The following is a 24,153-nucleotide window of genomic DNA, read 5'->3' as shown; positions in this document are numbered from 1 at the left end:
ACCGTCATGAACATCATCGCCCAGAACCCGCGCAGCAACGATCCGGTCGACAAGGGCATCGCCGCCTATCTCGACGAGATCATCGCGCTTCGCCACGATCTGCATCAATATCCGGAGCTTGCGTTCCAGGAGCTCAGGACCAGCAAGCTTGTGGCATCCCGCCTTTCCTCCTGGGGCTATGAGGTGGCGACGGGCATTGCCGGAACCGGCATCGTCGCCACCCTCAGGCGCGGCGAGGGGAAAAAGCGGATCGGCATCCGCGCCGACATGGACGCGCTGCCGATCGAGGAGGCAACCGGTCTTGCCTATGCCAGCAGCAACCCTGGCGTCATGCATGCCTGCGGCCATGACGGGCATACGTCGATCCTGCTCGCTGCCGCGCGTTATCTCGCCGAAAGCGGCAATTTCAGCGGCACGTTGCGGCTGATTTTCCAGCCCGCTGAGGAAATCGGCGCCGGCGCCCGCAAGATGATCTCGGAAGGCCTGTTCGAACGGTTTCCTGTCGATGCGGTCTTCGGGCTGCACAACTGGCCGGGTGTTCCCGCGGGACAATTCGGCTTCGTTAGCGGCCCCGCCATGGCCTCGGTCGATCAGGCGGTGATCAAGATCATCGGCAAGGGCGGCCACGGCGCCGAACCGCACCGCGCCGTCGATCCGGTGCTCGCCTCGGCCTCCTTTATCACCGCCCTGCAGAGCGTCGTCTCGCGCAATGTCGACCCGCAGGATATGGCGGTCGCGACCGTCGGCTCGATCCATGCCGGCTCCGCCTCAAACGTCATCCCCGAAAGTGTGGAGATGAAGCTCACCATGCGGGCCTTCAGCGAGACGGTCCGCCAGCTGTTGCGAGAGCGCATTCCCGCACTTGCACGCGCCCAAGCCGAAAGCTTCGGCGCCGAGGCGGATGTGAATTACCGCCTCGGCTTTCCGGCGCTGATCAACCATGCTGCAGAGACGGCCTTTGCCCGCGACGTCGCCTACGACGCACTCGGCCCGGCGGCGGTCGAGAAGGATTTCCGGCCGAGAACCGCAAGCGAGGATTTCGCCTTCATGCTGCAGGCAAATCCCGGCAGCTATCTCTTCGTCGGGAATGGCGACAGCGCTCCTCTCCACAGCGCCCACTACAATTTCAACGACGCGATCATCGCGCCGGCCGCCCGCTACTGGGTGCGGCTCGCCGAAACCTTCCTCACTGATGACAACGGGTGATGAACGATATGAGCGATACGTTTCTCTATACCAGCCCTCTCGACCCGCGCGCCAAGCCGCTGATCGATGAATTGATCTACGAATACGACAGCCGTTACGGCAACTATTTCAATGCCGAAGGTGCTGCGGCCGAGCTCAACCGTTATCCTCCTGAGGCTTTTGCGCCGCCTCAGGGCAATTTTCTCCTGTTGATCCGTGATGGTGAAACCATCGGCGGTGGTGCCTTCAAGAACTATGACGACCGCACGGCCGAGTTCAAACGCATCTGGACGCGCTCCGATCTGCGCCGTCAGGGCCTTGCCCGCAAGGTGCTGGTGGAGCTGGAGGCCCAGGCCGCTCGCCAGGGCTATTCCCGCATCTATCTGACGACCGGCTTTCGCCAGCCCGAGGCCGTCGGCCTCTATCTGAACTACGGCTACACCGCTCTCTTCGACACATCAGCCGATCCCGAGATCTACAAGAGCCTGCCCTTCGAGAAGGACATCACCCATCTCGCTGAGCCTGCTCCCGAAGACGCCGAGCCGCGCCTGCGCGTGGCCGGTGCAAATTTCTGAAAACGGCAAAGACCGACAATCATAAAAGGGAAGCACAATGGCACTGACGACGGATTTCGCCGGCATCGACGCCGGCAGCAGGACGGCAGAATCGAAGGATCATTCCCGTTACCGCATCGTGCCGGCGCGCCATCCGGGCCGCCTGGCAGGCACGATCTTTGCTGCCATCGTCATCGTCGCCGTGCTCTATTCCATCTTCACCAATCCGCGCTGGGGTTGGGGCGTCTTTGCTGAATGGTTCTTTGCCGAACCAGTCCTCGTCGGTCTCGGCAGGACGCTGCTTTTGACCGTGCTTGCCGCCATATCCGGCTCCATCCTCGGAACGGCCCTGGCGCTTGCCCGCGTTTCCAAGTCGCCGCTGCTCTCCAGTCTCTCCTGGGGCTATATCTGGCTGCTGCGCTCAATCCCGGTCATCGTGCTGCTGCTGATATTGAACAATCTCGGCTACCTCTATGAAACGATCAAGATCGGCATTCCCTTCACCGATACAGTCTTCCTCGACTATCCCACCGTGCAGCTGCTGACGCCCTTTGCCGCCGCCTTTCTCGGCCTGACGCTCAACCAATCGGCCTTCTTCGCCGAGATCGTGCGCGGCGGTATTCTCTCGGTGGATCACGGACAGTTGGAGGCCGCCGCAGCACTCGGTCTGCCGCGCCGCCGCCAGGCCTTCCGCATCGTGCTGCCGCAGGCCATGCGCTCGATCCTGCCGACCGGCTTCAACGAACTCATCGGACTGGCGAAGAGCACCTCCATGGTCTACGTGCTGGCGCTGCCGGAGCTCTTCTATACGGTCCAGGTGATCTACCGCCGCAATCTCGAAGTCATTCCGCTGCTGATGGTTGCGACCGTCTGGTATCTGATCATCATGACGGTGCTGTCGATCGCTCAGCGCTATATCGAACGCTACTTCTCCAAAGGCGCCGTGCGCAATCCGACGCCGTTGCCCTTTCAGTCATTTTTCGAGCGTTTCCGCCCTCCGCTGCCTGTCCTCGATACGGTGACCGACACCGTGCGCAAGATCGGTTTCCGGGATGCGGCGACGCTGCGGGCCGCAGGCGGCGCGGTGCGCATTCACGGCATTTCCAAAAGCTTCGGCTCGCTGAAAGTGCTCGATGATGTCGAGCTCAGCCTGCCCGCCGGCAGCGTGACCGCCATCCTCGGTCCGTCCGGCTCGGGCAAGTCGACGCTTCTGCGCGCTATCAACCACCTGGAGCGTGTCGATGAGGGGTTCATCTCGGTCGACGGCGATTTCGTCGGCTACAGCAGTAAGGGCGACACGCTCTACGAGCTCAAGGAGAAGGATATCCTCAAACGCCGCGCCGATATCGGCATGGTCTTCCAGAGCTTCAATCTCTTTCCGCATCTGACCGTGCTCGAAAACCTCATCGAGGCGCCGATCCAGGTTCGCGGCATCGGCCGTGAGGACGCGGTGCAACTGGCGCAGGAGCTGCTGGCGCGCATCGGCCTCAGCGACAAGGTCAACGCCTATCCGCGCCAGCTTTCCGGCGGCCAGCAGCAGCGTGTGGCGATCGCCCGCGCACTGGCGCTCCGCCCGAAGGTACTGCTCTTCGACGAGCCGACCTCGGCGCTCGATCCGGAGCTCGTCGGCGAAGTGCTCGACGTCATCCAGGAACTTGCCCGCACCGGCACGACGCTCGTCATCGTCACCCATGAGGTCGGTTTTGCCCGCGAAGTCGCCGACACGGTCGTCTTCATGGAAAGCGGCCGCATCCTGGAGGCTGGCCCGCCGGCCCGCATCTTCGCACAAGCGGAACATCCCCGTACGCGGGAATTCCTCGCCAAGGTTCTCTAGCGCCTAATAGCGCTGGCGAAATGCCGGGCCGCGACGGGCTGCTCCGGCCGAATAACAATAACCACAACCTAAAGATGAAATGGAGAAGGGGCATGACATTTACAGATAGGGCAAGGCTTCTGATAGCGGGAGCCGTCACCATTGCCGCGATCGGTTTCGGTTCCGCTCAGGCGCAGCAGAAGTTCGATCTCAGCCCCGAGCAGCCCAACCGGCTGCGGGTGGAAAAGAACGAGAAGCGCATTGCCGAAGTCAAGGACTTCAAGTTCGTCGAAAACGGCGTCTTCACCGTCGGCATCAGCTCGAGCGGCAATCTTCCGCTGCATGATTATGCCTCCGATTCCAAGACGGTTATCGGTTACGACGTCGATCTGGCCCAGGCGATTGCCGACAGCCTGGGTCTGAAGCTCGAGCTCGTTTCCGTCGCCTGGGCCGATTGGCCCCTGGGGCTGACCTCTGGAAAGTTCGACGCGGTGATCTCCAACGTGACGGTCACGGAAGAACGCAAGGAGAAATTCGATTTCTCGACCTATCGCAAGGACGAGCTTGGCTTCTACGTCAAGTCCGACAGCTCGATCACCTCGATCAAGCAGCCGAAAGATATTGCCGGTCTGAAGGTCATCACCGATGCCGGCACGAACCAGGAGAAGATCCTGCTGGAATGGGATCGTGAGAATGTCGCCGCCGGCCTGAAGCCTATCGAGGTGCAATATTATGATGACGACGCGGTCAAGGATCTTGCCGTTCAGTCGGGCAGAGCAGACACCGTCTTCAGCGTGAACGCGACGCAGGCCTATTCGGCGGGGATCAACGGCAAGACCAAGCTCGTCGGCACCGTCAGCGGCGGTTGGCCGATCACCGCAGAAATTGCCGTCACCACGCGCAAGGGCAGCCGCCTGGCCGCGCCGTTGACCGATGTCGTCAACGACCTGATCGCCAGCGGTGCTTACCGGAAGATCCTCGATACGTGGAACCTCGGTCCCGAGGCGATCGACAAGGCCCAGACCAACCCACCGGGCCTGCCGAAGAGCGGCTCCTGATCGATCCCTATTGGGCCGGCGGCAATGCTGCCGGCCTTTCCTGCCTGACAATTTGGAGATTTGAAGACGATGATTGCCTTTCCGGCATTCCGGACCCTGCTGATCGCCGCCATGGCGTCGGCCCTTTTCTTCGGCGCAGCTCATGCAGCCGAGGATTTCGACCTCAGCCCAGAGCAGCCAGGCCGGCTTCACGCCGCCAGGAACGATGCGGCGATTGCCGCAATCCCCAGGGAATTCAAGTTCGTCACACCTGGCAAGTTCACCATCGCCGTCAGCCCCGGCGGCCCGCCGCTTGCGACCTATGCCACGGATGCCAAGACCGTGGTCGGGGCAGATCCCGATTATGCCTATTCCATCGCCGACAGCCTTGGCCTGACACTGGAGATCGTGCCGGTCGCCTGGATCGACTGGCCGCTCGGCCTCGCCTCGGGCAAGTATGATGCCGTCATCTCCAATGTTGGGGTCACCGAGCAGCGCAAGGAAAAATTCGATTTTTCCACCTACCGCCAGGGCCTGCATGGTTTCTTCGTAAAATCCGACAGTCCTGTAACCTCGATCAAGGAGCCCAAGGATGCGGCGGGCCTCAGGATCGTTGTCGGGGCCGGCACCAACCAGGAGCGTATCCTGGTGAAATGGAGCGAGGAAGATGTCGCAGCGGGTCTGAAACCGATCGAGCTGCAATATTACGACGACGAGGCGGCAAGCCTTCTCGCGCTGCGTTCCGGCCGGGCCGATGTCATCGTCCAGCCGCATGCACAGCTCGTCTTCATCGCCGCGCGCGACAAGAACATCAAACGCGTCGGCACGCTGAGCGCCGGCTGGCCGGATCGCTCGGACGTCGCGATCACCACTCGCAAAGGAAGCGGACTGGCCGATGCGCTTACCATTGCCACCAACGGTCTGATCAAGGACGGCACCTACGCGAAGATACTCGACCACTGGCATCTCTCCGAGGAAGCCCTGCCGGCATCCGAGACCAACCCGCCCGGCCTGCCGAAATACTGATCATCGGATGGCACGCGTGGGCAACATATCCATCAGCCATATTGGCTTCCTCACACCCGGCAATTATCCCGACGGCGATCCTTTGTCGGGCTTGGAGCAGACGCTTGAGCAGCTGCAATATGGCGAAGATCTGGGCTTCGACAGTGCCTGGGTCCGGCAGCGGCACCTGGAGCCTGGAATCTCTTCCGCGAGCGCCTTCCTGGCGGCGGCGACGCAGCGAACCAGCCGGATCGAGCTTGGAACCGCGGTCATCCCGATCGGTTACGAGAGCCCTTACCGGCTGGCCGAAGATCTCGCCACCGTCGATGTTCTGTCGCGCGGGCGGCTGAATATCGGCGTCAGCGCCGGCCGGCCGCTGCACGCCGAGCTGATCGCTCCGCTTGTCTTCGACGGCGACTGGACGGGTTACGATTTCTCGCATGATCGCGTGCTGCGCTTTGCCGACAATCTGCGTGGCACTTATCTCGGCGACGAGCAGACCTTGATCAAGACGCCCTTCGGCCCGCAGCGGCCACGGCTGCAGCCCTATGCCAAGGGCCTGATCGACCGGATCTGGTATGGCGGCGGGTCGCAGCGCTCGGCCGAATGGGCCGGCCGCAATGGCTTCAACCTGTTGACCGGCAATGTGATAACGGGCGAGGGGACCGATGATTTCTTCACCGCGCAATCGCGGCTGATCCAAACCTATCGCGCCGCCGGCACGCAGCGCCGGGTCGCGCTGGGCCGCGTCATCGTGCCTTTCGATAGCGCCGATGCCGCAACGCGGCGCCGGTATCGAGACTATGCCGATGGCCGTTATGAGCGAACCCTTTCACCGCAGGGCGAGCGGCGCACCCTGTTCGCCCGTGATGTCGTCGGCACCTCGGACGAGATATTGGCGCAGCTTTTTGCCGATCCGATCTTGCCTGAGGTCGGCGAGTTGAGGCTGGAGCTCCCTTACGAGTTCGAGCACGAGGAGTATCGACAGATTCTCCACGACTTCGTGACGCTGATCGCACCGGAACTCGGATGGAAAGCCCAATCCGAAGTTAGATCCGCTTCCTGAAAATGCCGTCGACCATTCGATGCCAGAACAATCACCTCGTAGGGAACATGCATCAGTGACCAAATCAGTAGAGTACTTCTTTTCTATCGGCTCGCCCTGGTCCTACATCGGCTTCGACGTCCTCGCCGAACTTGCGGCAAAGAACGACGTCGTCATCACGCCCTATTTGACGACGGTGGTCGAGGAAAATGGCGGTATCTTTTCGCGCAATCGCCCGGAGATCCGGCGCGCTTACTGGACGCGGGACCTCAAGCGCTGGGCGCGCGTGCGCGGCAAGGAACTGCGGCTCGAACATCGCCCGGATTTGAGCGATCCGACGCCGGCATCCCTCTTCGTGATTGCGGCCTATCTCGACGGACAGGATTGGATCGGCGTTGCCCGCGCCCTGCAGCATGCCTTCTGGAGCGAGGCGAGGGATATCGGCAAGCCCGACGTGCGCGAGGCGATCGTGACATCAGCGGGTTTCGACGGCGCAACACTCCTCCGGCGACAAGCCGACGATGATGTCCAGAACAAATGGTCGGCAGACCGCGTGCATGCGCGCGACAGCGGCGTCTTCGGCTTTCCCACCTATGTCTATGATGGCGAGATCTATTGGGGACAGGACAATTTGCCCTTCCTTGAACGCCATCTTCGTGGTGACAAGCCTTAGACTCGAGCGAGCAATCCGATCGGATTGAGACGGATTTTTTCAAATAAGTCTACAAAATAGATAGGCTTTATTCTCTATCGCTGATGCCCTGCGATAGATTGGTGTGGTTGATGGGGAAAAATCACACGCATGCTCGACAGGACTTCGCAAGCCATTATTCCGTCGCGTTCGACGGAATGGCCGACCGTCATTCTCGCACTCGTCATCCATGGCGGATTTCTTGCGCTCACCTGGTGGTGGCAATCATTGCCGCTGATCATGGCCGTGATCGCCGGAGGCTGGTTGATTGCCTGGCATGGATCCCTTCAGCACGAAGTCATTCACGGCCATCCGATGGGAAACCAAGGCATAAACGACGCGATCGGGTCGATACCGCTGTCGCTGTGGCTGCCTTATCCGATCTATAGGGAAAGCCATCTGGAGCATCATCGCGACGAATATCTGACCGATCCGATCGAAGATCCGGAATCCTCCTATTTTACCAAGGCCACCTGGGACCAGCTCGGCGCGACCGGCAGGTTGCTGGCACGGTGGAACACCACCCTGTTCGGCCGTTTGACCATCGGCCCTGCGGTGATGCTTTTGAGTTTCCTTGGGCAGGAAGGGCAGCTGGTACGGGCGAACGAACCGGGACGACGGCGAATATGGGGTGTGCACGGCATCGCCGTTGCCGCCGTTCTTTTCTGGGCGACCGTCATCTGCGGTATGCCGCTTTGGCTTTATCTTGCTTTCGTCTATACGGGTGCTGCGATGACGCGGCTTAGATCCTATGCCGAGCACAGATATGCCGACAGCCATGAGGAACGCACCGCCATCGTCGAAAACAGCCATCTCTTCGGCTTGCTGTTTCTCTACAACAATTTGCACGTTCTCCATCACCGCCGGCCGGGCATCTCCTGGTATCGCCTTCCGGCGGTCTATCGCAAAAACCGCGAAACGCTTGTCCGGTCGAATGGCGGGCTTGTCTACAATGGCTATTGGGATATTGCGCGCCGGTTTTTCCTGAAGCCGCACGACGATCCGACGCATCCTCATCATTCCTAAAATTTCTACCTGAGCCGGACCCGGCACTATAATGTTTGAAAAGCCGGGATTTGGGGGCTGCTCAGTCGCCCTGTCTTGCGGCTTCCTGTTGCCCATTTCACAGCTCTGCAATTTGTACTTTCAGCGGATGTCCAGTGTGATCAGCTACGGCTGGCGGCGATCAGGGCGTGCGCTGCATCGCGGAGCAAACCGGTGGCCTCGCCGGGCTCAAAGAGCTGCATGCTGACAAAGGCGCCGTTGATCAGAACCGCGAGTTGACCGGCGAGCCGATCGGGCGCGGCAACCGCAAGCCCCTCGGCGATGGTCTTCAGACGCCGCCGCATCTCGCGCATGTGGGCTTCGGCGACCTTGCGGGCAGGGTGATCCGCTTCGGGAAATTCGGCTGCGGTGTTGATCTGCGGACAGCCTCGGTAGTTTTCCCGCCCGACCCGTTCGCCGATCCACTCAAAATGTGCATCGAGCATGGCCTCGGCATCGTCCGAATGCTGTTCCGTCACGCGATCCCAGGTGCTCCAGAAGTCCAGGTCTTCGCGCTTGAGGAAGGCCGCGATGAGGTCGTCCTTCGTGCCGAAATGGCGGTAGAGGCTGGTTTTGGCGACGCCGGATTTTTCGACCACAAGATCGACACCGACAGCACGCACGCCGCGCCGGTAAAAGAGTTCCGACGCCGTCTCGAGAATCCTATCCCGCACCTCGTTGCCGCCAGAGGCACGGGAGTTCGTTGCGCTTTTCGACATTCGTGTACCTCCAATGTCGCCAGCATAACAGCAAACGGATTGACACGCTACAGACCTGTATGTTTTATTGGGTACAGACAGGTCTGTAGCGATGGAGAAAACAATGACCATTTACGAAGCCGACATCACGGAGACGTCCCAATCTATCGCGGTCTTGGGAGCGAACGGCCATACCGGTCGTTTTGTCGTAGCCGAACTGTTGCGGCGCGGTCTCCAGCCCATCGCGGTTGGACGGAATGCCGAGCGGCTGGCGGCTGCGGGCTTTGCGGAGCGCGGCATCGAATGCCGCGAAGCAGCGGTCGAGGATGACGGGGAACTGGACAGGGCGCTAGCCGGCGCGGCGGCGGTCATCAACTGCGCCGGCCCGTTCATGGACACCGCCGACGCAGTGGTGCGTGCCGCGTTGCGAGCGGGGATTCATTATCTCGACGTGACGGCCGAGCAACCGAGTGTGCAGGCCACGTTCGAGAGGCATGAGGTTGCGGCCCGGGAAGCGGGCACAGCCGTCATCCCGGCCATGGGTTTCTATGGCGGCTTGGCCGACCTGCTCGTGGCAGCTGTCATGGACGAGTGGGAGCAAGCCGACGACATCGAAATTCGAGTTGCGCTCGACAGCTGGCTCCCGACGAGAGGCACACGCGTTACCGGAGAAAGAAACACTGCACGGCGCCTGGCCGTCAGCGGTGGGCAGCTGGAGCCGGTGCCTCAACCGCCTGCTGAAAGGGTGTCGACTTTACCGGCCCCGTTCGGTCGGCAGACTTTCGTCGAGCTTCCCTTTTCGGAAGTGCCGCTGATCGCCCGGCACGTCCGGACGAAGGAACTGCACACCTTCTTGAGCACAGTCGCTCTGCGGGATGTCCGCGACTCGTCGACGCCTCCGCCGCAGGCAGTCGACGAATCCGGGCGTTCGGCGCAGCGCTTTGCCGTAGAAGTGATCGTCACGCAGGGTGACGTGCGCCGTCAGATTGTCGCACAGGGACAAGACATCTACGCCGTCACGGCGCCGATCATCTGTGAAGCGGTCCAGCGTATCCTCTCGGGGCGCATCCGCGATATCGGCGCAAAGGCGCCGGCAGCCATTTTCGATGCCGCTAGCTTCCTGCAGGCGCTCGGCCCGGATCTGTCGGTCGAGATATCGGAAACTTAGTTCGGAAACGCCAGACTTTCAGAAAGTCCCTCACAATGGCGTGGGGGACTTAATTCTCCTGGCGTATTCAGGGAGACTGTTCAGAACGATCGTCCCGCTCGGGCGATGATAGCGGATGGAATTCCGTTATCTTGGCAAGATTGCACATTCCCATCGAAACCGTTCCATTCTATTGGAGGAAAATATAAGGGAAGATTTTTTTACATTGTTTGCTGCAATTGGTTCTTTTATCTCCCGTTTCATCGAAACACGAAACGCCACGATATTGATCGGAGAGAGACAATGAACCCCGCCATGAACATGATGCCGATGATGAACAACATGATGCCCGCCATGATGAACCCGATGATGTCAGGCATGCCCATGATGAACGGCGCGATGATGCCGATGATGGCCTCCATGCCGATGATGATGATGGGCTCCATGAAATGCACCATGACTGCCGAGGGCATGGTCTGCGAAATGAAGCCGATGGAAGGCATGGACAAGGACATGTTCATGGAATGCTGCAAGCGTATGATGTCCAGCGGCATGCCGATGATGATGAACTGCGGCGGCATGATGATGTGCTGCATGATGGCCGCTTGAGCCATCCGCCTCTCAAGGAAACGACCAAGAGCCTCCGGAGACGGGGGCTCTTTTTGTGTCAGACGCGAACGTCTTCGAGATAGGTCGTGACTAGGTAGAGGATTGCTTCCGTTCCCGTCATGTTGCGGTAGATGTGCGGCACGTCTGCATCGAAGATGATGGCATCGCCTTCACCCAGAATATGGGGTGCCTGCTTGCCGGCGATGATTTCGACGGTGCCCTGAGCAACGACCAGATTTTCGACCGTTCCATGCTGATGGGCATCGGCACTTTCGGTATGGTGCGGAGCGATCCTGAGCTCGTAGAATTCCACCTTTCTTTCGCCTTCGAAGGGGAAAAGAGCCCGTGTCCGGAAGCGCCCTTCGGAAGAGGCGAGGATCTTCGATCTTGCCCGCGGTACTGTAATGATCGAGGTGTCGCCGCGTTCGGCGATCAGAGCGGCGCAGGGAATACCGAGAGCAAGTGCAATCTTCGAGAGAATGCTCAATGTCGGGCTGCTTTTGCCCGTCTCGATTTGCCCGAGCATGGCGCGGCTGACGCCGGCGATCTTTGCCAGCCGGTCCAGGGAGTAGCCGCGGCGGGTGCGAATGCGCCGCAAATTCTGTCCTGTCTGAACCGTGATCTCTTCGGCGGCATCTCTCGCTTCGCCGTCGGGAAGAAGCGCTTGATCAGACGCCATATCCCGCAATGCCCATTGCCATGACCGGGACAAAGCCCCAATAGGGCACCCACATCAGAACCGGCTGCATCGCAAAGGATAAGGGCGCGGCCGCCTTCAGCGCATCGGGCGCATCTTTGCTGCGAGATTGCCGGTAGGCCTGGAAATCGATGACATCAGCCGTCTGCACTGGCATGAAAAGCTCCCGCTAAAATCTATAAGAAGCGTATATTTTCCGCAGAGGAAAAGGCAGGGCTTGTCATCCAATCGTTCCGCTGAACCGGAAATCTTATACCAATTATATTCGACCTTGCGGCAAAGCCATTTATGGCGAGCAATTTGTACGAGTTTCTCGCCAGGCTCGCGACATCACGATGCCGCCCACACCAGCGTCTCCAAAAGAAGCCGAACAATTTCCCCTTCCTGCCGTCTTCCCGCACGCGAGGTCGAAGCGGTCGCTGGACCGGCGATCCCTTGTGACGATCGCCATGCAGCTTATGCGTGCCGGAGCGGCGGCGAACGTTTTTTTCAACCAGGCGAAGAAGGAGAGACGCACGTTCCTTTAATCTATCAATTTTGTAGACAATAGTTGAGGCAACGCAAAGAGAGGAAAAACCATGTCAGGTTTCAAACTCGTCGGCATCGCTGGCAGCTTCAACCGTCCATCGAAGACATTGGCACTTGTGCGGCACGTCGCCGAACGTGCAAGCATTCGATACGGATTTACGAGCAAGAGCTATGATCTGCATGATGTCGGTCCGTCGCTGGGCAGCGCCTTGTGGCGCAAGGATCTCGACGCGCAGGCCAGGCATGTCGTCGACGAGATCGTGCGGGCCGATGCCCTGATCATCGGCTCGCCAACCTACAAGGGCTCTTATCCCGGCCATTTCAAACACCTCATCGACCTGATCGACCCGCACGAACTTCGGGGCAAGCCGATCATCATCACGGCGACCGGCGGCGGTGACCGGCATGCGTTGATGGTCGAGCATCAACTGCGGCCGCTGTTTGGGTTTTTCATGGCTCACACATTACCGACCGCCGTCTATGCGTCCGATCGCGATTTCACAGACTATGCGGTTTCATCCGACGCACTTTTAGCCCGGATCAACGACGTGATCGGCGAATTGGCGGCGTTCTTTCCGGGCGCAAACCCGGCCCTGGCGGCAGCCGAGTAAGGATCGTGACCATGGCTCGATCTCAGGAAGCAACGATCACCGATGCGGAAAGGCCGGGGCCAAGCGAGCAATTGTGGAGCGTCTTCGAATTCGCCCGACGATATCGTCTCGCGAAACGCGAGGAGAACCGCCTGCTGATGCTCTACGGACCGACGGCATCGCTTCACGTTCTTCTCGCCAATGCACAACGTCATTCGCTGATTTCGTAGAGCAATTCCAGCAAAAGTGCACAGCGGTTTTGCGTCCGGAATTGCATGAAAACAAAGAGATAGAGCACTTCCGTGATTCGAACGGAAATGCTCTAGCCGAAGAATACCGGTTCCTGACAGGAGGTTCGCATGAAGCTTGATTTTCAGTTCTGGCTGAAGCTTTCGATCGGCCGGATCCTCGGCCTGAAGCCGCCCGCTGCACGGGAGCCTGTAAACGGATTGTTCATGCCGGACGACGAGCGCGACCGGTCCGCCCGCGAATACGAACTCCATTATTGGGGCACCATGCCCGGCCTTTGGTATTGAGGAGAACGGCGTGATGGCGATTGTCGTTGAGACCGACCTGCGTCGGCACGGTGCGAGAAGAGCGGAAGGCAGCGTCATGTCGCATTTCAGGCATGCGGCCGGAATCTGCACGATCGTCAGCTCCTTCACATTCCTGTTCGCCCTGGTGATCGGGCTGGTCTGATGAGTGAGGTCAGATGTTTGCCCCGATCGGGAAAAGGACCGACGCGCAGCTTCAGAGAGGATGCCGTCAGATGATCGATGTACTTATTCTTCCCGGGCTTTTCGGCTCGGGAGAAGGGCATTGGCAACAGCACTGGCTGCAGGATCAGCCGGGCAGTCGTTGCGTCGCCCAGCAGGACTGGGATCATCCGAACCTTGACAGTTGGCTGCTGCGATTGGAAGGCGCACTTGAAGAGGCCGGCGAGGCCTATCTGGTCGCCCATAGTCTCGGATGCCTGCTTGCCGCCCGCTTGGCCGGGCGAAGTGCGGCGCGGCGCGTCAAAGGGGCATTGCTCGTTGCTCCATGCGATCTGCCGGCCACGGAAAACCTGCATCCGGGGCTTATCTCGTTTGGCGCCATGCCGACGGCGCCTTTGCCTTTTCCAAGCATCGTCGTCGGCAGCATGAACGATGCCTACATGACGGTCGATCGGTTGACCCTGTTCGGCCGCCTGTGGAACGCCGAGACCAGGAATATCGGCCTTGCCGGACACATCAATGTCTCCAGCGGCTTTGGCCGCTGGCGCAACGGCTACCGATTGCTGGAGGGCTTGAAGACGCAAACGCGCGGTCGAAGGCATGTCGTTTCCATGCCCCCGGCCTTTGCAATGTGATTGGAATCGCAATGTCCGACATTGTCGCCGACCTGCTGCGCCTTAGCGAAGATCCGAATGCCGACCCGAGGACCAGGCGCCGCCAAACCATGGAGCGGCTGGTGCAGGCGCTGCTCGCCATGGCCGATGCCGAAATAGGATCGGGAGATGCGCAGCATCGCCATTCCATCATTCATTTGACGACGACCATCCGCGAGATGACGGGAAGGATCGCAGAGGCCGATGATGCGACGTTTTCGGCAATCGTCAGGGAGGCCGCGATGCTGATACGCAGCCTGCAGCGGCGCCAGGCCGATGCGGCCAGATTTACGGTGCACTGACGCATGACGGATATGCGGGAGCATAAGCTGGTGACGGTCCGGGGAAGCAAACTTTTGATGACCGGATCAAGAATGGCTCTAACGGACGAGCTCGTATCGCTGAGCCTTCGCCCTGCGGTCGATGTAGGCCCCGAGCCACACCGAACACCGCTGACCGAAGCAGAGGTGGAGATGCTCGCCAACCGGCTTCTCGATGAGTCTATCGGCGCGCCGCTTTGGATCTTCGCCTATGGATCATTGATATGGAAGCCGGACTTCGATGCCGTCGAATCGCAGCATGGCGCAACAAGAGGGTGGCATCGCTCCTTCTGTCTGCAGATGACCCGCTGGCGGGGAACGCGAGCACAGCCGGGCCTGATGATGGCACTTGACCGCGGTGGACGTTGCAACGGCATTGTCTTCAGGCTTGCCGATGATGATCGCCTTGGCCAGATTAGGCGGTTGATCCGCCGTGAGGTCGGCACGATCGAAGACGCTGCGACGGTTCGCTGGATCCCGGTCGCGACCGCGCATGGGCTGGTGCGTGCGCTGGTCTTTTGGGCTGGTCCGAAGGGCGAGCGGGTTTCCCGCAAATTGCCGCTGGAGACGGTGGCGCAGGTGCTTGCGAGAGCCTGCGGACACATGGGCTCCTGCGCCGAATATCTGTATCTGACGGTGAAGCATCTGGAGGAACGCGGCATCAGGGACCGCAATTTATGGCGGCTTCAGAAGCTGGTCGCAGCCGAGCTTGTCGCTATACACGGGCTGAACGCGGCGGCAGGAAGCCATTGAATAGGCATCCCTGCCGCCACTTGGTCAGAGCTTGCCCTTCCAGGGCACGAGGAACGCCTCGAGAAAACGAATGGCGGCCGAGAAGGTGAATGCGCAGATCGCGATGATGCCGATGCCGACGAAGACGACGTCGGTCGCCAGGAACTGTGAAGCCGACATGATCATGAAACCGATCCCACGCGTGGATGCGATCAATTCAGCCGCGACCAGCGTGCCCCAGCCGACAGCGAGCGCAATTCGGATACCGGTGAGGATCTCGGGAAGGGCCGACGGCAGGACGATATCAAGGAAGAGCTGCAGCCGGCTCGCGCCCAGCGAACGTGCGGCATTGACGCGCTCGATCGGCAGCGAACGAACGCCGGCCTGGGCCGAGAGGCAGATCGGCGCGAACATCGCAAGCACCAGCAGCGTGATCTTCGACGTCTCCCCAATGCCGAGCCAGATGATCATCAGCGGCAGGTAGGAGAGTGGCGGAAGCGGCCAGTAGAATTCGATCGGCGCGTCGAGCACCCCTTTTGCCCAGCGATTCAGGCCCATGAGCAACCCGAGCGGGATGCCGGCGGAAACGGCGATGAGAGCGGCGACCACGATGCGGAACAAGCTCGCAAAAACATGCTCGGACAGTGACGCTCCGGCGTAACCGTCGCGATAAATGGCGCCGATTTGTGTCAGCACCTCGTCTGGACGCGGCAGGAACAGGTGTGGGACGACACCGAGCGCCGATACCAGCCACCACAGCAGAAGGATGGCGAGTGCCGTGGCAATGCTGATGGCCACCGTCGATTTCTCGCCGGCTCCGAAGCTTGCCATTTTTACCAGCTTGACCGGGCGGTCCTCTCTGCCCGCCGCAATCGGCGGGGCCTGCACTATGTCGCTCATGCGGCGCTCCTGAGGTCTTCGGTGCTGTGGAGAATGGCGCGGATCTCCTCGCGCAGCTCGGCAAATTGCGGCGACGCCTTGATCGACCGGGCGTCGCCGGTTTCGGCGAAGCGGCGAACGAAATCGAGATCGAAGCGTGCCACGACGCGGCCCGGTCGCGGTGACATGACCAGCACCTGCGTGCCCAGGAACAAGGCCTCTTCGATCGAGTGCGTGATGAAGAAAATCTTCTTTGCCGTTTTATCCCAGATGGAAACCAGCAGTTCCTGCATCTGCTCGCGCGTCAGGCTGTCGAGCGCGCCGAACGGCTCGTCCATGAGCAGGATGTCGGGATTTGTCGCCAGAGCCCGTGCGATACCGACACGCTGGCGCATGCCGCCCGACAATTCGTAGGGAAAAGCGCCGGCGAATTCATCGAGGCCGACGAGCCGGAGAAGCTCCAGCGCGCGGGTTTCGCGCTCCTTGCGCTTGACCCCGGCGAATTTCAAACCGAGCGCGACATTGTCGACAACCGATTTCCAAGGTAGCAGCGAGTCCTTTTGAAAGACGACGCCACGGTCCGCGCCGGGTTTTTCGACCGCGCGGCCATCGAGGGTGATCCGGCCATCCGAAAGCGGGAGGAAACCGGCGATAGCATTGAGAAGTGTTGACTTGCCGCATCCCGACGCTCCGAGCGCAACGACGAAGCCCCGTTCGGGAATATCGAAGGAAACGCGATCGAGTGCGTGAACGGTCCGCCCGTCGCGGGCTGCGAAGAAAACGCTGGCGTGATCGACTTTAAGCATGTTGCCGCTCGCAGGTTCGACGCCGGCGCGGCAAGCCGCGCCGGCGTTGGGGAGGATCAGTTGCTGACGCCGGCGAGGGCGTCTGCGGTGACGAAGGCGCCGTAATTCGCCAGCACATCGGAAACCTTGCCCTGTTCCTTCAGAAACGATGCGGTGTCCTTGAGGATCTTGCCGGCACCGGCCTTTTCGCCGCCGCCAAGCCAGGCATCCGATGCCTGGACATCAGGTGTCAGTAGCGTCAGGTTCTTCAGGGCCGATGCCTGCTGGTCGGCTGTGCCGCCGAGAAGCTTGGCGAGTGACTTGGCGTTGTCGCTGTCGGGACCCCAGGCGGATTTGTCCGACGCGAAGGACGCGTAGTATTTGTTGATGACCGAAGCGAAACCCTTCAAAAATTGCGGGTTGTCGGCGGCAAACGTCGAGGTCGCGACCCAGGCCGAGAATGTCGGCGCGCCCTTATCTGCCACCTCCTTGGAGGTCACCAGAACCTTGCCGTTCTTCTTCAGTTCGGTGAGCGCCGGATCCCAGACGAAGCCGCCATCGATATCGCCGCGGTTATAGCTGGCGACGATCTCAGGCTGAGGGATTGCGAAGACCTGAACGTCTTTTTCGGTCAGGCCCAGCGATTTGATCAGCGCCAGAAGCTGATAGTGGTCCGTCGACACCGGCGCAGCAGCAAGCTTCTTGCCCTTCAGATCATTCAGGCTTTCGATCCCGGAGCCGTTACGGACGACGAGAGCCTCGTCGATGCCCGAGATGGAGGCGAGGTAAAAGGCCTTGACCTCGAGCCCGCGTGATACCGCAGCCGCAAACGGGCTCGAGCCGACATAGCCGACCTGGACGTCACCGGAAGCAATCGCCGCAAAGATTTCGGCGCCGGAGTTAAACCTGCGGAAGTCGATGTCGTATCCCGTTTCCTTGGCGAATTCGCCATTGGCGATCGCCACGGAAGACGGCAAGGCGTCGGTTTGATAGGCGACGACGACCTTCTTGTCCGCCGCTTCAGCGACAACAGCCGTTGCAAGAGTGCCGACGCCGACGGCGATTGCGGCAACCAAATTCCTGAAATTCATCTTGAGCCCCTTTGTTCAGAGCCGCTCGGCTCTTGATCTCACCCTCAAAAGGGTAATGGTCGGGAAGGGGCTAGCGGGAGAAATAACAAACTATATTTATAGACTATAGAGATAATTGTTTTCGTGATTCTGCCGCTCGTGCGATCAGCAGGGACCGGTGAGCGACACGGGGCTTGAATGACGACATGTCTCGATGACGTTCTGAGCTTCAGGGAGAATGCATTTGACATATGATGTTATCGTCGTCGGTTCCGGTTTTTCAGCGATCGCGGTTACCTGCAATCTCATCGAACAGCTTCCCGCTTCGGCGAAGGTCGCCGTCGTCGGCGACGATCCCGGTTTCGGCCGCGGGACGGCGTACCGGACGGAGCTCTATCTCCATCGCCTCAATGTTCCCGCCGGCCGCATGAGCCTGCTACCGCATCAACCCGACGACTTTGTCGACTGGCTGAAAAGCCATGGCCGCCTGACGCAGGCAGGCGATTTCGCCTCGCGCAGCGATTACGGTCTTTATGTCCGCGACACGCTTGCACGGCTGCTTCGAAAGCGGGACGGCCGTTGCCGGGTCGATTTCATCAAAGCCAAGGCGGCGGGATGCGTGGAACGCTACAGCAGCACACTGGCCTTCCATCTCGGCAATGGTGACGAGATTGCCGGGAAGAACGTGGTGCTCTGCCTCGGCGTCGGTAACGCGAGCCTTCCGGTCGCTCCGGATGACGTCCCGCCATCGCTGCGATCGCGGATCATCGAGAACCCATGGCGGCTTTCGTGGCTGAGGCGCGTCGCACCATCCGATGCGGTGTGTATCCTCGGATCCGGCTTGACGATGATCGATCAGGTTCTCGCACTTCGCGCCCATGGCCACAGCGGCAAGATTGATGTGCTTTCGCGGCGCGGGCTCGCACCGCTCGGACACGCGTGGAAGCCGCCGGTGCCTCTGCCGATCGACGTCGAGAGGCTTCCGGAGACGATCAGCGGCATATTGAAGACCCTGCGGGGGAAGAGCAGGACGGTTACCGACTGGCGAGCCGTGATGGACGGCCTGAGGCCTGCAACGCAGGCTCTCTGGCAACGGCTTTCGAACAAGGAGCGGGCACGCTTCCTCAGGCATGCGCTTCCCTGGTGGAACATCCACCGTCACCGGGTCGCGCCTGACGTGTTCGACAGGTTTGAGAAGCTGGTCTTAGACGGAACCGTTCGCTTCCACGCGGGCTTCCTGAAATCGCTCGGAGCCGAGGAGGGGCGGCTTGCTGCCAGCTACAGGGTCAGATCGACGCGCGAGATCGCCGAGATCAGGGCGGACTGGCTCGTCAACTGCACGGGAATGGAGCGGGCCGGGATCAGTCATTCACCGCTTTTGAAGGAAATGAGCCGCTTTGAGTTGATCGTCCCCGATCCTCTTGGCCTTGGAATCCAGGTGGATGCCGCTTCCGAGGTGATAGCCTCGTCCCGGATCTCGCCTGCCCGACTATTCGCGGTCGGCGCCCTGACGGCGGGGCAATTCTGGGAGATCACGGCCGTTCCGGATATCCGGGTGCAGGCCAAGGCCGTGGTCGAGGAGATTGTTTCAAGAGGCTAGCTCGCGACTTCTAGAGCAGCAGATCTAAGTGCTACAGCATCCTTTGCACGTCTGAAAGACGCGCGGCCCTATAGGTCGGCACGGCGCTTGTTGAATTGCCGGCCGCCGACAGCTACAGTATCTGGTACGCCATAATACGATTCTTGCATTCGGCTGCCGCGGCGGAAGTTGAGCGTGCAAAGTCCAACACTGAGGTACAGAATGAGCGGTGCTCTGAAGGACGCAATCAGAGTTGAGCGTCCTGCAAAGACCTTGCGGGAATTGGCGCTCGACAAGGTCCGCGAGGCGATCGTCAACGGATATTTCCGTCCCGGAGATCGCCTTGTCGAGCGTGACCTCTGCGCCCAGCTCGGCGTCAGCCGAACAGTCGTGCGCGAGGTTCTGAGGCATTTGGAATCGGAAGGGCTTGTCGCCAATCTGCCGAACAAGGGGCCGATCGTCGCGCAGCTCGACATCGAGGAAGCCAAGCAGATCTATGAGATCCGTGGCGCGCTGGAAGGCATGGCGGCGCGGCTGTGCGCGGAGCGCCGCAGCCCCGAGATCGTCGCTGCGCTGGAGGAATCGCTGGCCGGGATACGCAACAGTTACCGCGATAACGACATGTCGGCTGTGCTGACGAACACCTCTTCCTTCTATCATACGCTGTTCACGATGGTTGACAGGAACGTTGCCTGGGGTGTCGTCAATCTCCTCACCGTGCGCATAAACCACCTGCGCTCGATGACGATCAAGACGGAGAGGCGCGGCATCGAAGGGCCGCTGCAGATGTCGAAGATCGTGGACGCCATCCGCCGCGGTGACGGCGAGGGGGCTTACCGGGCGGCGATGGATCACGTCGCCGCCGCGAGCGCGATTGCCGAAGCGGTGCTGTCGGCGAAGAAGCCTGCCGACTAGGCGCGGCGGACTCGCTGTGGCCTTCGTCGCAGGCGGATGGCAAAGCGCCTGCACCGAACATCTGTCGATGTCACTCCAGTAAGCGCAATCATATTCCTAGGAATTTAGCAGTCTCCGCACTCCAAGCTTGACACCCAACTTTGCTCAATGTGATGGTATGCCATAATAAATAATACATAAGGCGGCATCATATGAACTGGGACAATCGTGACCTCCGGACTTGTCGTGCGCCTTCGGCGCTGCCGTCGCGGGGTCTGTGGCTGCCGACCATAAGCTGAAAGAAGAGGCGCTTTCGAAGCGTGAGAGCGCACGCGTGCCAAATTGAAAATCTCCGCCTCGGCCTGAACTGCATCCATGCAGGAGCCAACTTGACACTCATATAGTATGGTATACCATAATACGAAGTTGAGAGATGAGGTGTTCGATGGCCATTCAAATTCGCAAGACGGGACTGCAGATCGAAACGACATTGATCGAAGGCGGCAAGGCCGCGGCGGTTCCGCTGAAGCTGTTTACCGCCTTTGCGGTCGTGAAGAATCCCTGGGCAGGGCGCGGCTTTGTCGACGACCTCAAGCCCGAAATTCACGCAGGCGCTCCAGTGCTCGGCGAGTTGCTGACCAAGATGATCATCGATGCGGTCGGGTCCGGCGAGGCTGTCGAAGGATATGGAAAGTCCGCTGTCGTCGGCCTGGACGGCGAGATCGAACACGGGTCGGCGCTCATCCACACGCTGCGCTTCGGCAATTTTTATCGCCAGGCCGTCGGCGCCAAGTCCTATCTCGCCTTCTGCAACACACGCGGTCCTGCCAACGCGCCGATCATGATCCCGCTGATGGACAAGAACGATGAGGGCCGCCGTTCGCACTACCTGACCATCCAGACGTCGATCCCCGACGCGCCTGCCGCCGACGAGATCGTCGTGGCTCTCGGGGCTTCGATAGGCGGGCGCCCGCATCACCGCATCGGCGACCGCTACCAGGATCTGAAAGACCTGGGGCAGGACGTTGCCAATCCTGCGGGCGTTTGAGGGAGCGGCTCTGAGATGCTGACGGCCGGATCGACCACACGCACCGCTGCAGCAACAAACGCCGCCGGTGCCTTGCCCCGAAAGACGACGGCAAGCGGAACGGCCTATCATGAGGCCGGCAGCGGCGAGCCGCTGGTTCTCATTCACGGCGTCGGCATGCGGCTTGAGGCCTGGGCTCCGCAGATCGCATTCCTGTCTGCAGGCCATCGCGTCATCGCTGTCGATATGCCGGGACATGGGGAAAGCGCAAAGCTGCCGGTGGGCAGTCGGCTCGAGGAGTTCGTCGCCTGGTTCGGACGCTTTCTCGACGAGATGGCAATCGGCCCGGCAAATGTTGCCGGGCACTCGATGGGCGCACTGGTTTCGGGAGGGGCAGCCGCGACCTTTGGCGAGCGTATCAGCCGCGTCGCTTACCTCAACGGTGTCTACAGGCGTGACCCCGAGGCAAAGGCCGCCGTGCTTTCGCGCGCCGCGGCCATTCCGGTATCGGGCGTCGACAAGGAAGGCCCTCTGGCCCGCTGGTTCGGCGAGGATGCGGACAGCGTCACTGCGCGTGAATTGACACGAAAATGGCTGAACCTCGTCGATCCCCAGGGATATGCCGTTGCCTACGCTGCCTTCGCGGGCGGAGACGAGACCTATGCTGACGGCTGGAAAGACGTGGCTGGTCCGGCCCTGTTTCTGACCGGGTCCGATGATCCGAACTCGACGCCCTTGATGGCAACGCAAATGGCAGGGCTTGCGCCGCGGGGCTATGCCCGCATCGTCGAAGGCCATCGTCATATGGTGAACCTGACCGCGCCTGATATCGTAAATTCGCTGCTCGCTGAGTGGCTGTCGTTCGGGGAGGATGAACGATGACAATCCAGACTGTCGACCCAAGAGCGCTGCGAGATGCATTCGGGGCTTTTCCGACCGGGGTGACTGTCGTCACCGCCTGCGACGGGGACGGAAATCCGATCGGCTTCACGGCGAACTCCTTCACCTCGGTCTCGCTCAATCCACCGCTTCTCCTCGTCTGCCTTGCCAAGACGTCACGCAATTTCGCCATCATGACCGGAGCGCAGCATTTTGCGATCAACGTGCTTTCGGAAACGCAGAAAGACGTGTCGAACACCTTTGCGCGACCGGTCGAGGATAGATTTGCGGCGGTCGAGTGGGCGAGGGGATCGGCAGGCTGCCCGATATTCTCGAGCGTGGCGGCCTGGTTCGAATGTGCCATGGAGCAGGTCATCGAGGCTGGCGACCACGTCATCTTGATGGGGCGCATCGAAGCTTTCGACAATAGCGGCCGCAACGGTCTCGGCTATGCGCGTGGCGGTTATTTCACGCCGACGCTCGCAAGCAAGGCAGTGTCCGCGGCAAGCGAAGGCAATATGGAACTTGCGGCCGTTGTCGAGCGGCGCGGTGAAGTTCTGCTGCTCGGCGAGGATGTGCTCTCCTTGCCAAGCGTCGACGCCCATGACGGCAGCCCGACCGAGGCACTGCAAAAATACCTGGAGACATCAACCGGGCTGAAGGTCAGCATCGGCTTTCTCTATTCGGTTTATGAGGGCAAGAGCGACGGCAAGCAGCACATTGTCTATCACGCCGTTGCCGGAGAGGGCGAGCCTGCCGGCGGCAGGTTCCTGAAGCCTGACGCATTGGTTGCGGCAAAGTTCAAGACCAGTTCGACTGCCGATATCGTCAACCGTTTTGCGATGGAAAGCTCGATCGGCAATTTCGGAGTCTATTTCGGCGACGAGACCGGCGGCACTGTACACCCAATTCCAGCCAAGGACGCAAAAGCATGAAATTCTCCCTCTTCGTCCATATGGAACGGCTCGACGCCAGCCAAAGCCACAAGAGCCTCTATGAGGAATTCGTCGCGCTCTGCGAGATCGCCGACAAAGGCGGCATGCACGCGATCTGGACGGGTGAGCACCATGGCATGGATTTCACCATTGCGCCCAACCCTTTCGTGACCATTGCCGATCTGGCGCGCCGCACATCGCGGGCACGGCTTGGGACGGGAACAGTAATTGCCCCCTTCTGGCATCCGATCAAACTCGCCGGTGAGGCGGCCATGGCCGATATCATCTGCGATGGACGACTCGACATCGGCATAGCTCGCGGGGCCTATTCCTTCGAATACGAGCGTCTGCTGCCCGGTCTCGATGCCTGGGGTGCTGGCCAGCGCATGCGCGAACTCATCCCGGCGGTCAAAGGCATATGGGCCGGCGACTACGCGCATGACGGGGAATTCTTCAAGTTTCCGTCGACCACGTCGGCGCCGAAACCACTGCAGAAGCCGAACCCGCCCATATGGGTGGCAGCGCGCGATCCGAACTCGCACGAATTTGCGGTCGCCAACGGCTGCAACGTTCAGGTGACGCCGCTCTGGCAGGGCGACGACGAGGTTCAGTCGTTGATGGAGCGCTTCAACGATGCCTGCGCGAAGAATCCCGAGATCGAGCGGCCCAAGGTCATGTTGCTGCGTCACACCTATGTCGGCTCGTCAGAGGACGATGTCGCGCAAGCCGCCCATGAACTCAGCGTCTACTACAATTATTTCTTCGCCTGGTTCAAGAATAAGAAGCCGGTTACCCAGGGTCTGATTGAACGGATCCCGGACGAACAGGTCAGGGCAAACGCGATGCTGTCGGATCAGGTCATGCGCACCAACAATGTCGTTGGCGACGCTGAGACCGTCATCGACCGGCTCAAGGCCTATGAAGCGCTCGGTTATGACGAATATTCCTTCTGGATCGACACCGGCATGAGCTTCGAGCGCAAGAAGGCGTCGCTCGAGCGCTTCATCACCGAGGTCATGCCAGCATTTCAGGAGTAAGACC

The 24,153-nt window shown here is 60.4% G+C and carries 29 protein-coding genes; 22 read left to right on the top strand and 7 right to left on the bottom strand.

The genetic code is table 11. From position 1 onward, the window contains the following. The first annotated feature begins 6 nt into the window (after window positions 1-6). The 8 genes from MOV76_RS06700 (at window position 7) to MOV76_RS06660 (ending at window position 8,356) form a co-directional block, all read left to right on the top strand. Entirely contained in the window at window positions 7-1,206 is a 1,200-nt protein-coding gene (locus tag MOV76_RS06700; RefSeq protein WP_131702962.1) for a M20 aminoacylase family protein, read from the top strand. Further along, complete coding sequence (locus MOV76_RS06695) at window positions 1,203-1,760, top strand: GNAT family N-acetyltransferase (RefSeq protein WP_131702961.1); 558 nt, start codon at window positions 1,203-1,205, stop codon at window positions 1,758-1,760. Before MOV76_RS06700 ends, MOV76_RS06695 begins: the two co-directional genes overlap by 4 nt. A 37-nt stretch (window positions 1,761-1,797) precedes the next feature. After that, complete coding sequence (locus tag MOV76_RS40035; protein WP_309506091.1) at window positions 1,798-3,573, top strand: amino acid ABC transporter permease/ATP-binding protein; 1,776 nt, start codon at window positions 1,798-1,800, stop codon at window positions 3,571-3,573. 92 nt (window positions 3,574-3,665) lie between these two features. Further along, window positions 3,666-4,610: an ABC transporter substrate-binding protein gene (locus MOV76_RS06680; protein ID WP_247264126.1), complete on the top strand. Its 945-nt coding sequence runs from the start codon at window positions 3,666-3,668 to the stop codon at window positions 4,608-4,610. Window positions 4,611-4,679: 69 nt separating this feature from the next. After that, window positions 4,680-5,615 (top strand): ABC transporter substrate-binding protein, encoded by a 936-nt coding sequence (locus MOV76_RS06675; protein WP_115157807.1) that lies wholly within the window; start codon window positions 4,680-4,682, stop codon window positions 5,613-5,615. A 7-nt stretch (window positions 5,616-5,622) separates the two neighbouring features. Beyond that, window positions 5,623-6,660, top strand: coding sequence for an LLM class flavin-dependent oxidoreductase (locus MOV76_RS06670; protein ID WP_247264125.1), 1,038 nt, complete (start codon window positions 5,623-5,625; stop codon window positions 6,658-6,660). A 55-nt stretch (window positions 6,661-6,715) separates the two neighbouring features. Then, complete coding sequence (locus MOV76_RS06665) at window positions 6,716-7,312, top strand: 2-hydroxychromene-2-carboxylate isomerase (protein ID WP_247264124.1); 597 nt, start codon at window positions 6,716-6,718, stop codon at window positions 7,310-7,312. Between the two features lie 129 nt (window positions 7,313-7,441). Then, the gene (locus MOV76_RS06660; protein ID WP_247264123.1) at window positions 7,442-8,356 is read left to right on the top strand and encodes a fatty acid desaturase; all 915 of its coding nucleotides are present in this window, start codon (window positions 7,442-7,444) and stop codon (window positions 8,354-8,356) included. 140 nt (window positions 8,357-8,496) lie between these two features. On the opposite strand, the gene MOV76_RS06655 is transcribed toward MOV76_RS06660, so the two are convergent. Beyond that, window positions 8,497-9,093, bottom strand: coding sequence for a TetR/AcrR family transcriptional regulator (locus tag MOV76_RS06655; protein WP_028732321.1), 597 nt, complete (start codon window positions 9,091-9,093; stop codon window positions 8,497-8,499). A gap of 103 nt (window positions 9,094-9,196) precedes the next feature. Between MOV76_RS06655 and MOV76_RS06650 the strand changes: the two genes are divergently transcribed. Further along, window positions 9,197-10,240 (top strand): trans-acting enoyl reductase family protein, encoded by a 1,044-nt coding sequence (locus MOV76_RS06650; RefSeq protein ID WP_247264122.1) that lies wholly within the window; start codon window positions 9,197-9,199, stop codon window positions 10,238-10,240. A 239-nt stretch (window positions 10,241-10,479) separates the two neighbouring features. Here MOV76_RS06650 and MOV76_RS06645 read toward each other — a convergent pair whose 3' ends face one another. The 3 genes from MOV76_RS06645 to MOV76_RS06635 are packed head-to-tail and all read right to left on the bottom strand — an operon-like array spanning window position 10,480 to window position 11,682. Beyond that, window positions 10,480-10,833 (bottom strand): hypothetical protein, encoded by a 354-nt coding sequence (locus MOV76_RS06645; protein WP_247264121.1) that lies wholly within the window; start codon window positions 10,831-10,833, stop codon window positions 10,480-10,482. 53 nt (window positions 10,834-10,886) lie between these two features. After that, window positions 10,887-11,507 carry a helix-turn-helix domain-containing protein gene (locus MOV76_RS06640; protein WP_018446120.1) on the bottom strand — a complete coding sequence of 207 codons (621 nt, stop codon included), beginning with the start codon at window positions 11,505-11,507 and terminating at the stop codon, window positions 10,887-10,889. Continuing rightward, a complete protein-coding gene (locus tag MOV76_RS06635) occupies window positions 11,497-11,682 on the bottom strand; it encodes a hypothetical protein (RefSeq protein ID WP_247264120.1) in 186 nt (61 codons plus the stop codon). Before MOV76_RS06635 ends, MOV76_RS06640 begins: the two co-directional genes overlap by 11 nt. 421 nt (window positions 11,683-12,103) lie before the next feature. On the opposite strand from MOV76_RS06635, the gene msuE reads away from it, so the two are divergent. The 7 genes from msuE to MOV76_RS06600 all read left to right on the top strand — a co-directional run bounded on the left by msuE (window position 12,104) and on the right by MOV76_RS06600 (window position 15,085). Next, complete coding sequence (gene msuE / locus MOV76_RS06630) at window positions 12,104-12,664, top strand: FMN reductase (protein WP_247264119.1); 561 nt, start codon at window positions 12,104-12,106, stop codon at window positions 12,662-12,664. Window positions 12,665-12,675: 11 nt separating this feature from the next. Beyond that, on the top strand, window positions 12,676-12,873 hold the full coding sequence (locus tag MOV76_RS06625) for a hypothetical protein (RefSeq protein WP_027667287.1): 198 nt from the start codon (window positions 12,676-12,678) through the stop codon (window positions 12,871-12,873). 129 nt (window positions 12,874-13,002) lie between these two features. Continuing rightward, on the top strand, window positions 13,003-13,179 hold the full coding sequence (locus tag MOV76_RS06620) for a hypothetical protein (RefSeq protein ID WP_018246699.1): 177 nt from the start codon (window positions 13,003-13,005) through the stop codon (window positions 13,177-13,179). 13 nt (window positions 13,180-13,192) lie between these two features. Continuing rightward, window positions 13,193-13,342 (top strand): hypothetical protein, encoded by a 150-nt coding sequence (locus MOV76_RS06615; RefSeq protein WP_018246700.1) that lies wholly within the window; start codon window positions 13,193-13,195, stop codon window positions 13,340-13,342. Window positions 13,343-13,412: 70 nt separating this feature from the next. Then, window positions 13,413-13,994 carry an alpha/beta hydrolase gene (locus MOV76_RS06610; protein ID WP_018246701.1) on the top strand — a complete coding sequence of 194 codons (582 nt, stop codon included), beginning with the start codon at window positions 13,413-13,415 and terminating at the stop codon, window positions 13,992-13,994. Window positions 13,995-14,005: 11 nt separating this feature from the next. Then, the gene (locus MOV76_RS06605; protein WP_247264118.1) at window positions 14,006-14,314 is read left to right on the top strand and encodes a hypothetical protein; all 309 of its coding nucleotides are present in this window, start codon (window positions 14,006-14,008) and stop codon (window positions 14,312-14,314) included. Between the two features lie 3 nt (window positions 14,315-14,317). Continuing rightward, the gene (locus MOV76_RS06600) at window positions 14,318-15,085 is read left to right on the top strand and encodes a gamma-glutamylcyclotransferase (RefSeq protein WP_247264117.1); all 768 of its coding nucleotides are present in this window, start codon (window positions 14,318-14,320) and stop codon (window positions 15,083-15,085) included. A gap of 24 nt (window positions 15,086-15,109) precedes the next feature. Here MOV76_RS06600 and MOV76_RS06595 read toward each other — a convergent pair whose 3' ends face one another. From MOV76_RS06595 to tauA, 3 genes are read right to left on the bottom strand one after another with little or no spacing between them, the layout of a single operon-like run. Continuing rightward, the gene (locus tag MOV76_RS06595) at window positions 15,110-15,964 is read right to left on the bottom strand and encodes an ABC transporter permease subunit (RefSeq protein ID WP_247264116.1); all 855 of its coding nucleotides are present in this window, start codon (window positions 15,962-15,964) and stop codon (window positions 15,110-15,112) included. After that, the gene (locus tag MOV76_RS06590) at window positions 15,961-16,749 is read right to left on the bottom strand and encodes a taurine ABC transporter ATP-binding protein (RefSeq protein WP_168278218.1); all 789 of its coding nucleotides are present in this window, start codon (window positions 16,747-16,749) and stop codon (window positions 15,961-15,963) included. The genes MOV76_RS06595 and MOV76_RS06590 overlap by 4 nt, the downstream gene beginning before the upstream one ends. Before the next feature lie 56 nt (window positions 16,750-16,805). Next, window positions 16,806-17,819: a taurine ABC transporter substrate-binding protein gene (tauA, locus tag MOV76_RS06585; protein WP_210068444.1), complete on the bottom strand. Its 1,014-nt coding sequence runs from the start codon at window positions 17,817-17,819 to the stop codon at window positions 16,806-16,808. Window positions 17,820-18,036: 217 nt separating this feature from the next. On the opposite strand from tauA, the gene MOV76_RS06580 reads away from it, so the two are divergent. From MOV76_RS06580 to MOV76_RS06555, 6 genes are all read left to right on the top strand, one after another. Continuing rightward, window positions 18,037-19,398, top strand: coding sequence for an FAD/NAD(P)-binding protein (locus MOV76_RS06580; RefSeq protein WP_247264115.1), 1,362 nt, complete (start codon window positions 18,037-18,039; stop codon window positions 19,396-19,398). Between the two features lie 201 nt (window positions 19,399-19,599). Continuing rightward, window positions 19,600-20,292, top strand: a complete 693-nt coding sequence (locus MOV76_RS06575; protein ID WP_028732331.1) for a GntR family transcriptional regulator — start codon at window positions 19,600-19,602, stop codon at window positions 20,290-20,292. A gap of 424 nt (window positions 20,293-20,716) precedes the next feature. Continuing rightward, window positions 20,717-21,319 carry an amino acid synthesis family protein gene (locus MOV76_RS06570; RefSeq protein WP_003538313.1) on the top strand — a complete coding sequence of 201 codons (603 nt, stop codon included), beginning with the start codon at window positions 20,717-20,719 and terminating at the stop codon, window positions 21,317-21,319. 15 nt (window positions 21,320-21,334) lie between these two features. Then, window positions 21,335-22,180, top strand: a complete 846-nt coding sequence (locus MOV76_RS06565; RefSeq protein ID WP_247264114.1) for an alpha/beta fold hydrolase — start codon at window positions 21,335-21,337, stop codon at window positions 22,178-22,180. Next, window positions 22,177-23,112, top strand: coding sequence for a flavin reductase (locus MOV76_RS06560; RefSeq protein WP_018246710.1), 936 nt, complete (start codon window positions 22,177-22,179; stop codon window positions 23,110-23,112). The genes MOV76_RS06565 and MOV76_RS06560 overlap by 4 nt, the downstream gene beginning before the upstream one ends. Further along, window positions 23,109-24,149 (top strand): LLM class flavin-dependent oxidoreductase, encoded by a 1,041-nt coding sequence (locus tag MOV76_RS06555; RefSeq protein ID WP_247264113.1) that lies wholly within the window; start codon window positions 23,109-23,111, stop codon window positions 24,147-24,149. Before MOV76_RS06560 ends, MOV76_RS06555 begins: the two co-directional genes overlap by 4 nt. The last annotated feature ends 4 nt before the right edge of the window (window positions 24,150-24,153 follow it).

It is taken from the genome of Rhizobium sp. PRIMUS64 (genome assembly GCF_023006465.1).
In the GTDB taxonomy this organism is placed as follows: domain Bacteria; phylum Pseudomonadota; class Alphaproteobacteria; order Rhizobiales; family Rhizobiaceae; genus Rhizobium; species Rhizobium leguminosarum.
Note: the sequence above shows the minus strand (reverse complement) of the source record. Positions and strands in the feature narration are given on the sequence as shown.

What these genes read in the sequence shown, in the direction of transcription:
- MOV76_RS06700 (WP_131702962.1), top strand. Translation starts at nt 7, where the DNA reads ATGAACATCATCGCCCAGAACCCGCGCAGCAACGATCCGGTCGACAAG.
- MOV76_RS40035 (WP_309506091.1), top strand. Translation starts at nt 1,798, where the DNA reads ATGGCACTGACGACGGATTTCGCCGGCATCGACGCCGGCAGCAGGACG.
- MOV76_RS06680 (WP_247264126.1), top strand. Translation starts at nt 3,666, where the DNA reads ATGACATTTACAGATAGGGCAAGGCTTCTGATAGCGGGAGCCGTCACC.
- MOV76_RS06675 (WP_115157807.1), top strand. Translation starts at nt 4,680, where the DNA reads ATGATTGCCTTTCCGGCATTCCGGACCCTGCTGATCGCCGCCATGGCG.
- MOV76_RS06670 (WP_247264125.1), top strand. Translation starts at nt 5,623, where the DNA reads ATGGCACGCGTGGGCAACATATCCATCAGCCATATTGGCTTCCTCACA.
- MOV76_RS06660 (WP_247264123.1), top strand. Translation starts at nt 7,442, where the DNA reads ATGCTCGACAGGACTTCGCAAGCCATTATTCCGTCGCGTTCGACGGAA.
- MOV76_RS06655 (WP_028732321.1), bottom strand. Translation starts at nt 9,093, where the DNA reads ATGTCGAAAAGCGCAACGAACTCCCGTGCCTCTGGCGGCAACGAGGTG.
- MOV76_RS06650 (WP_247264122.1), top strand. Translation starts at nt 9,197, where the DNA reads ATGACCATTTACGAAGCCGACATCACGGAGACGTCCCAATCTATCGCG.
- MOV76_RS06645 (WP_247264121.1), bottom strand. Translation starts at nt 10,833, where the DNA reads ATGGCTCAAGCGGCCATCATGCAGCACATCATCATGCCGCCGCAGTTC.
- MOV76_RS06640 (WP_018446120.1), bottom strand. Translation starts at nt 11,507, where the DNA reads ATGGCGTCTGATCAAGCGCTTCTTCCCGACGGCGAAGCGAGAGATGCC.
- MOV76_RS06635 (WP_247264120.1), bottom strand. Translation starts at nt 11,682, where the DNA reads ATGCCAGTGCAGACGGCTGATGTCATCGATTTCCAGGCCTACCGGCAA.
- msuE (WP_247264119.1), top strand. Translation starts at nt 12,104, where the DNA reads ATGTCAGGTTTCAAACTCGTCGGCATCGCTGGCAGCTTCAACCGTCCA.
- MOV76_RS06625 (WP_027667287.1), top strand. Translation starts at nt 12,676, where the DNA reads ATGGCTCGATCTCAGGAAGCAACGATCACCGATGCGGAAAGGCCGGGG.
- MOV76_RS06620 (WP_018246699.1), top strand. Translation starts at nt 13,003, where the DNA reads ATGAAGCTTGATTTTCAGTTCTGGCTGAAGCTTTCGATCGGCCGGATC.
- MOV76_RS06615 (WP_018246700.1), top strand. Translation starts at nt 13,193, where the DNA reads ATGGCGATTGTCGTTGAGACCGACCTGCGTCGGCACGGTGCGAGAAGA.
- MOV76_RS06610 (WP_018246701.1), top strand. Translation starts at nt 13,413, where the DNA reads ATGATCGATGTACTTATTCTTCCCGGGCTTTTCGGCTCGGGAGAAGGG.
- MOV76_RS06605 (WP_247264118.1), top strand. Translation starts at nt 14,006, where the DNA reads ATGTCCGACATTGTCGCCGACCTGCTGCGCCTTAGCGAAGATCCGAAT.
- MOV76_RS06600 (WP_247264117.1), top strand. Translation starts at nt 14,318, where the DNA reads ATGACGGATATGCGGGAGCATAAGCTGGTGACGGTCCGGGGAAGCAAA.
- MOV76_RS06595 (WP_247264116.1), bottom strand. Translation starts at nt 15,964, where the DNA reads ATGAGCGACATAGTGCAGGCCCCGCCGATTGCGGCGGGCAGAGAGGAC.
- MOV76_RS06590 (WP_168278218.1), bottom strand. Translation starts at nt 16,749, where the DNA reads ATGCTTAAAGTCGATCACGCCAGCGTTTTCTTCGCAGCCCGCGACGGG.
- tauA (WP_210068444.1), bottom strand. Translation starts at nt 17,819, where the DNA reads ATGAATTTCAGGAATTTGGTTGCCGCAATCGCCGTCGGCGTCGGCACT.
- MOV76_RS06580 (WP_247264115.1), top strand. Translation starts at nt 18,037, where the DNA reads ATGCATTTGACATATGATGTTATCGTCGTCGGTTCCGGTTTTTCAGCG.
- MOV76_RS06575 (WP_028732331.1), top strand. Translation starts at nt 19,600, where the DNA reads ATGAGCGGTGCTCTGAAGGACGCAATCAGAGTTGAGCGTCCTGCAAAG.
- MOV76_RS06570 (WP_003538313.1), top strand. Translation starts at nt 20,717, where the DNA reads ATGGCCATTCAAATTCGCAAGACGGGACTGCAGATCGAAACGACATTG.
- MOV76_RS06565 (WP_247264114.1), top strand. Translation starts at nt 21,335, where the DNA reads ATGCTGACGGCCGGATCGACCACACGCACCGCTGCAGCAACAAACGCC.
- MOV76_RS06560 (WP_018246710.1), top strand. Translation starts at nt 22,177, where the DNA reads ATGACAATCCAGACTGTCGACCCAAGAGCGCTGCGAGATGCATTCGGG.
- MOV76_RS06555 (WP_247264113.1), top strand. Translation starts at nt 23,109, where the DNA reads ATGAAATTCTCCCTCTTCGTCCATATGGAACGGCTCGACGCCAGCCAA.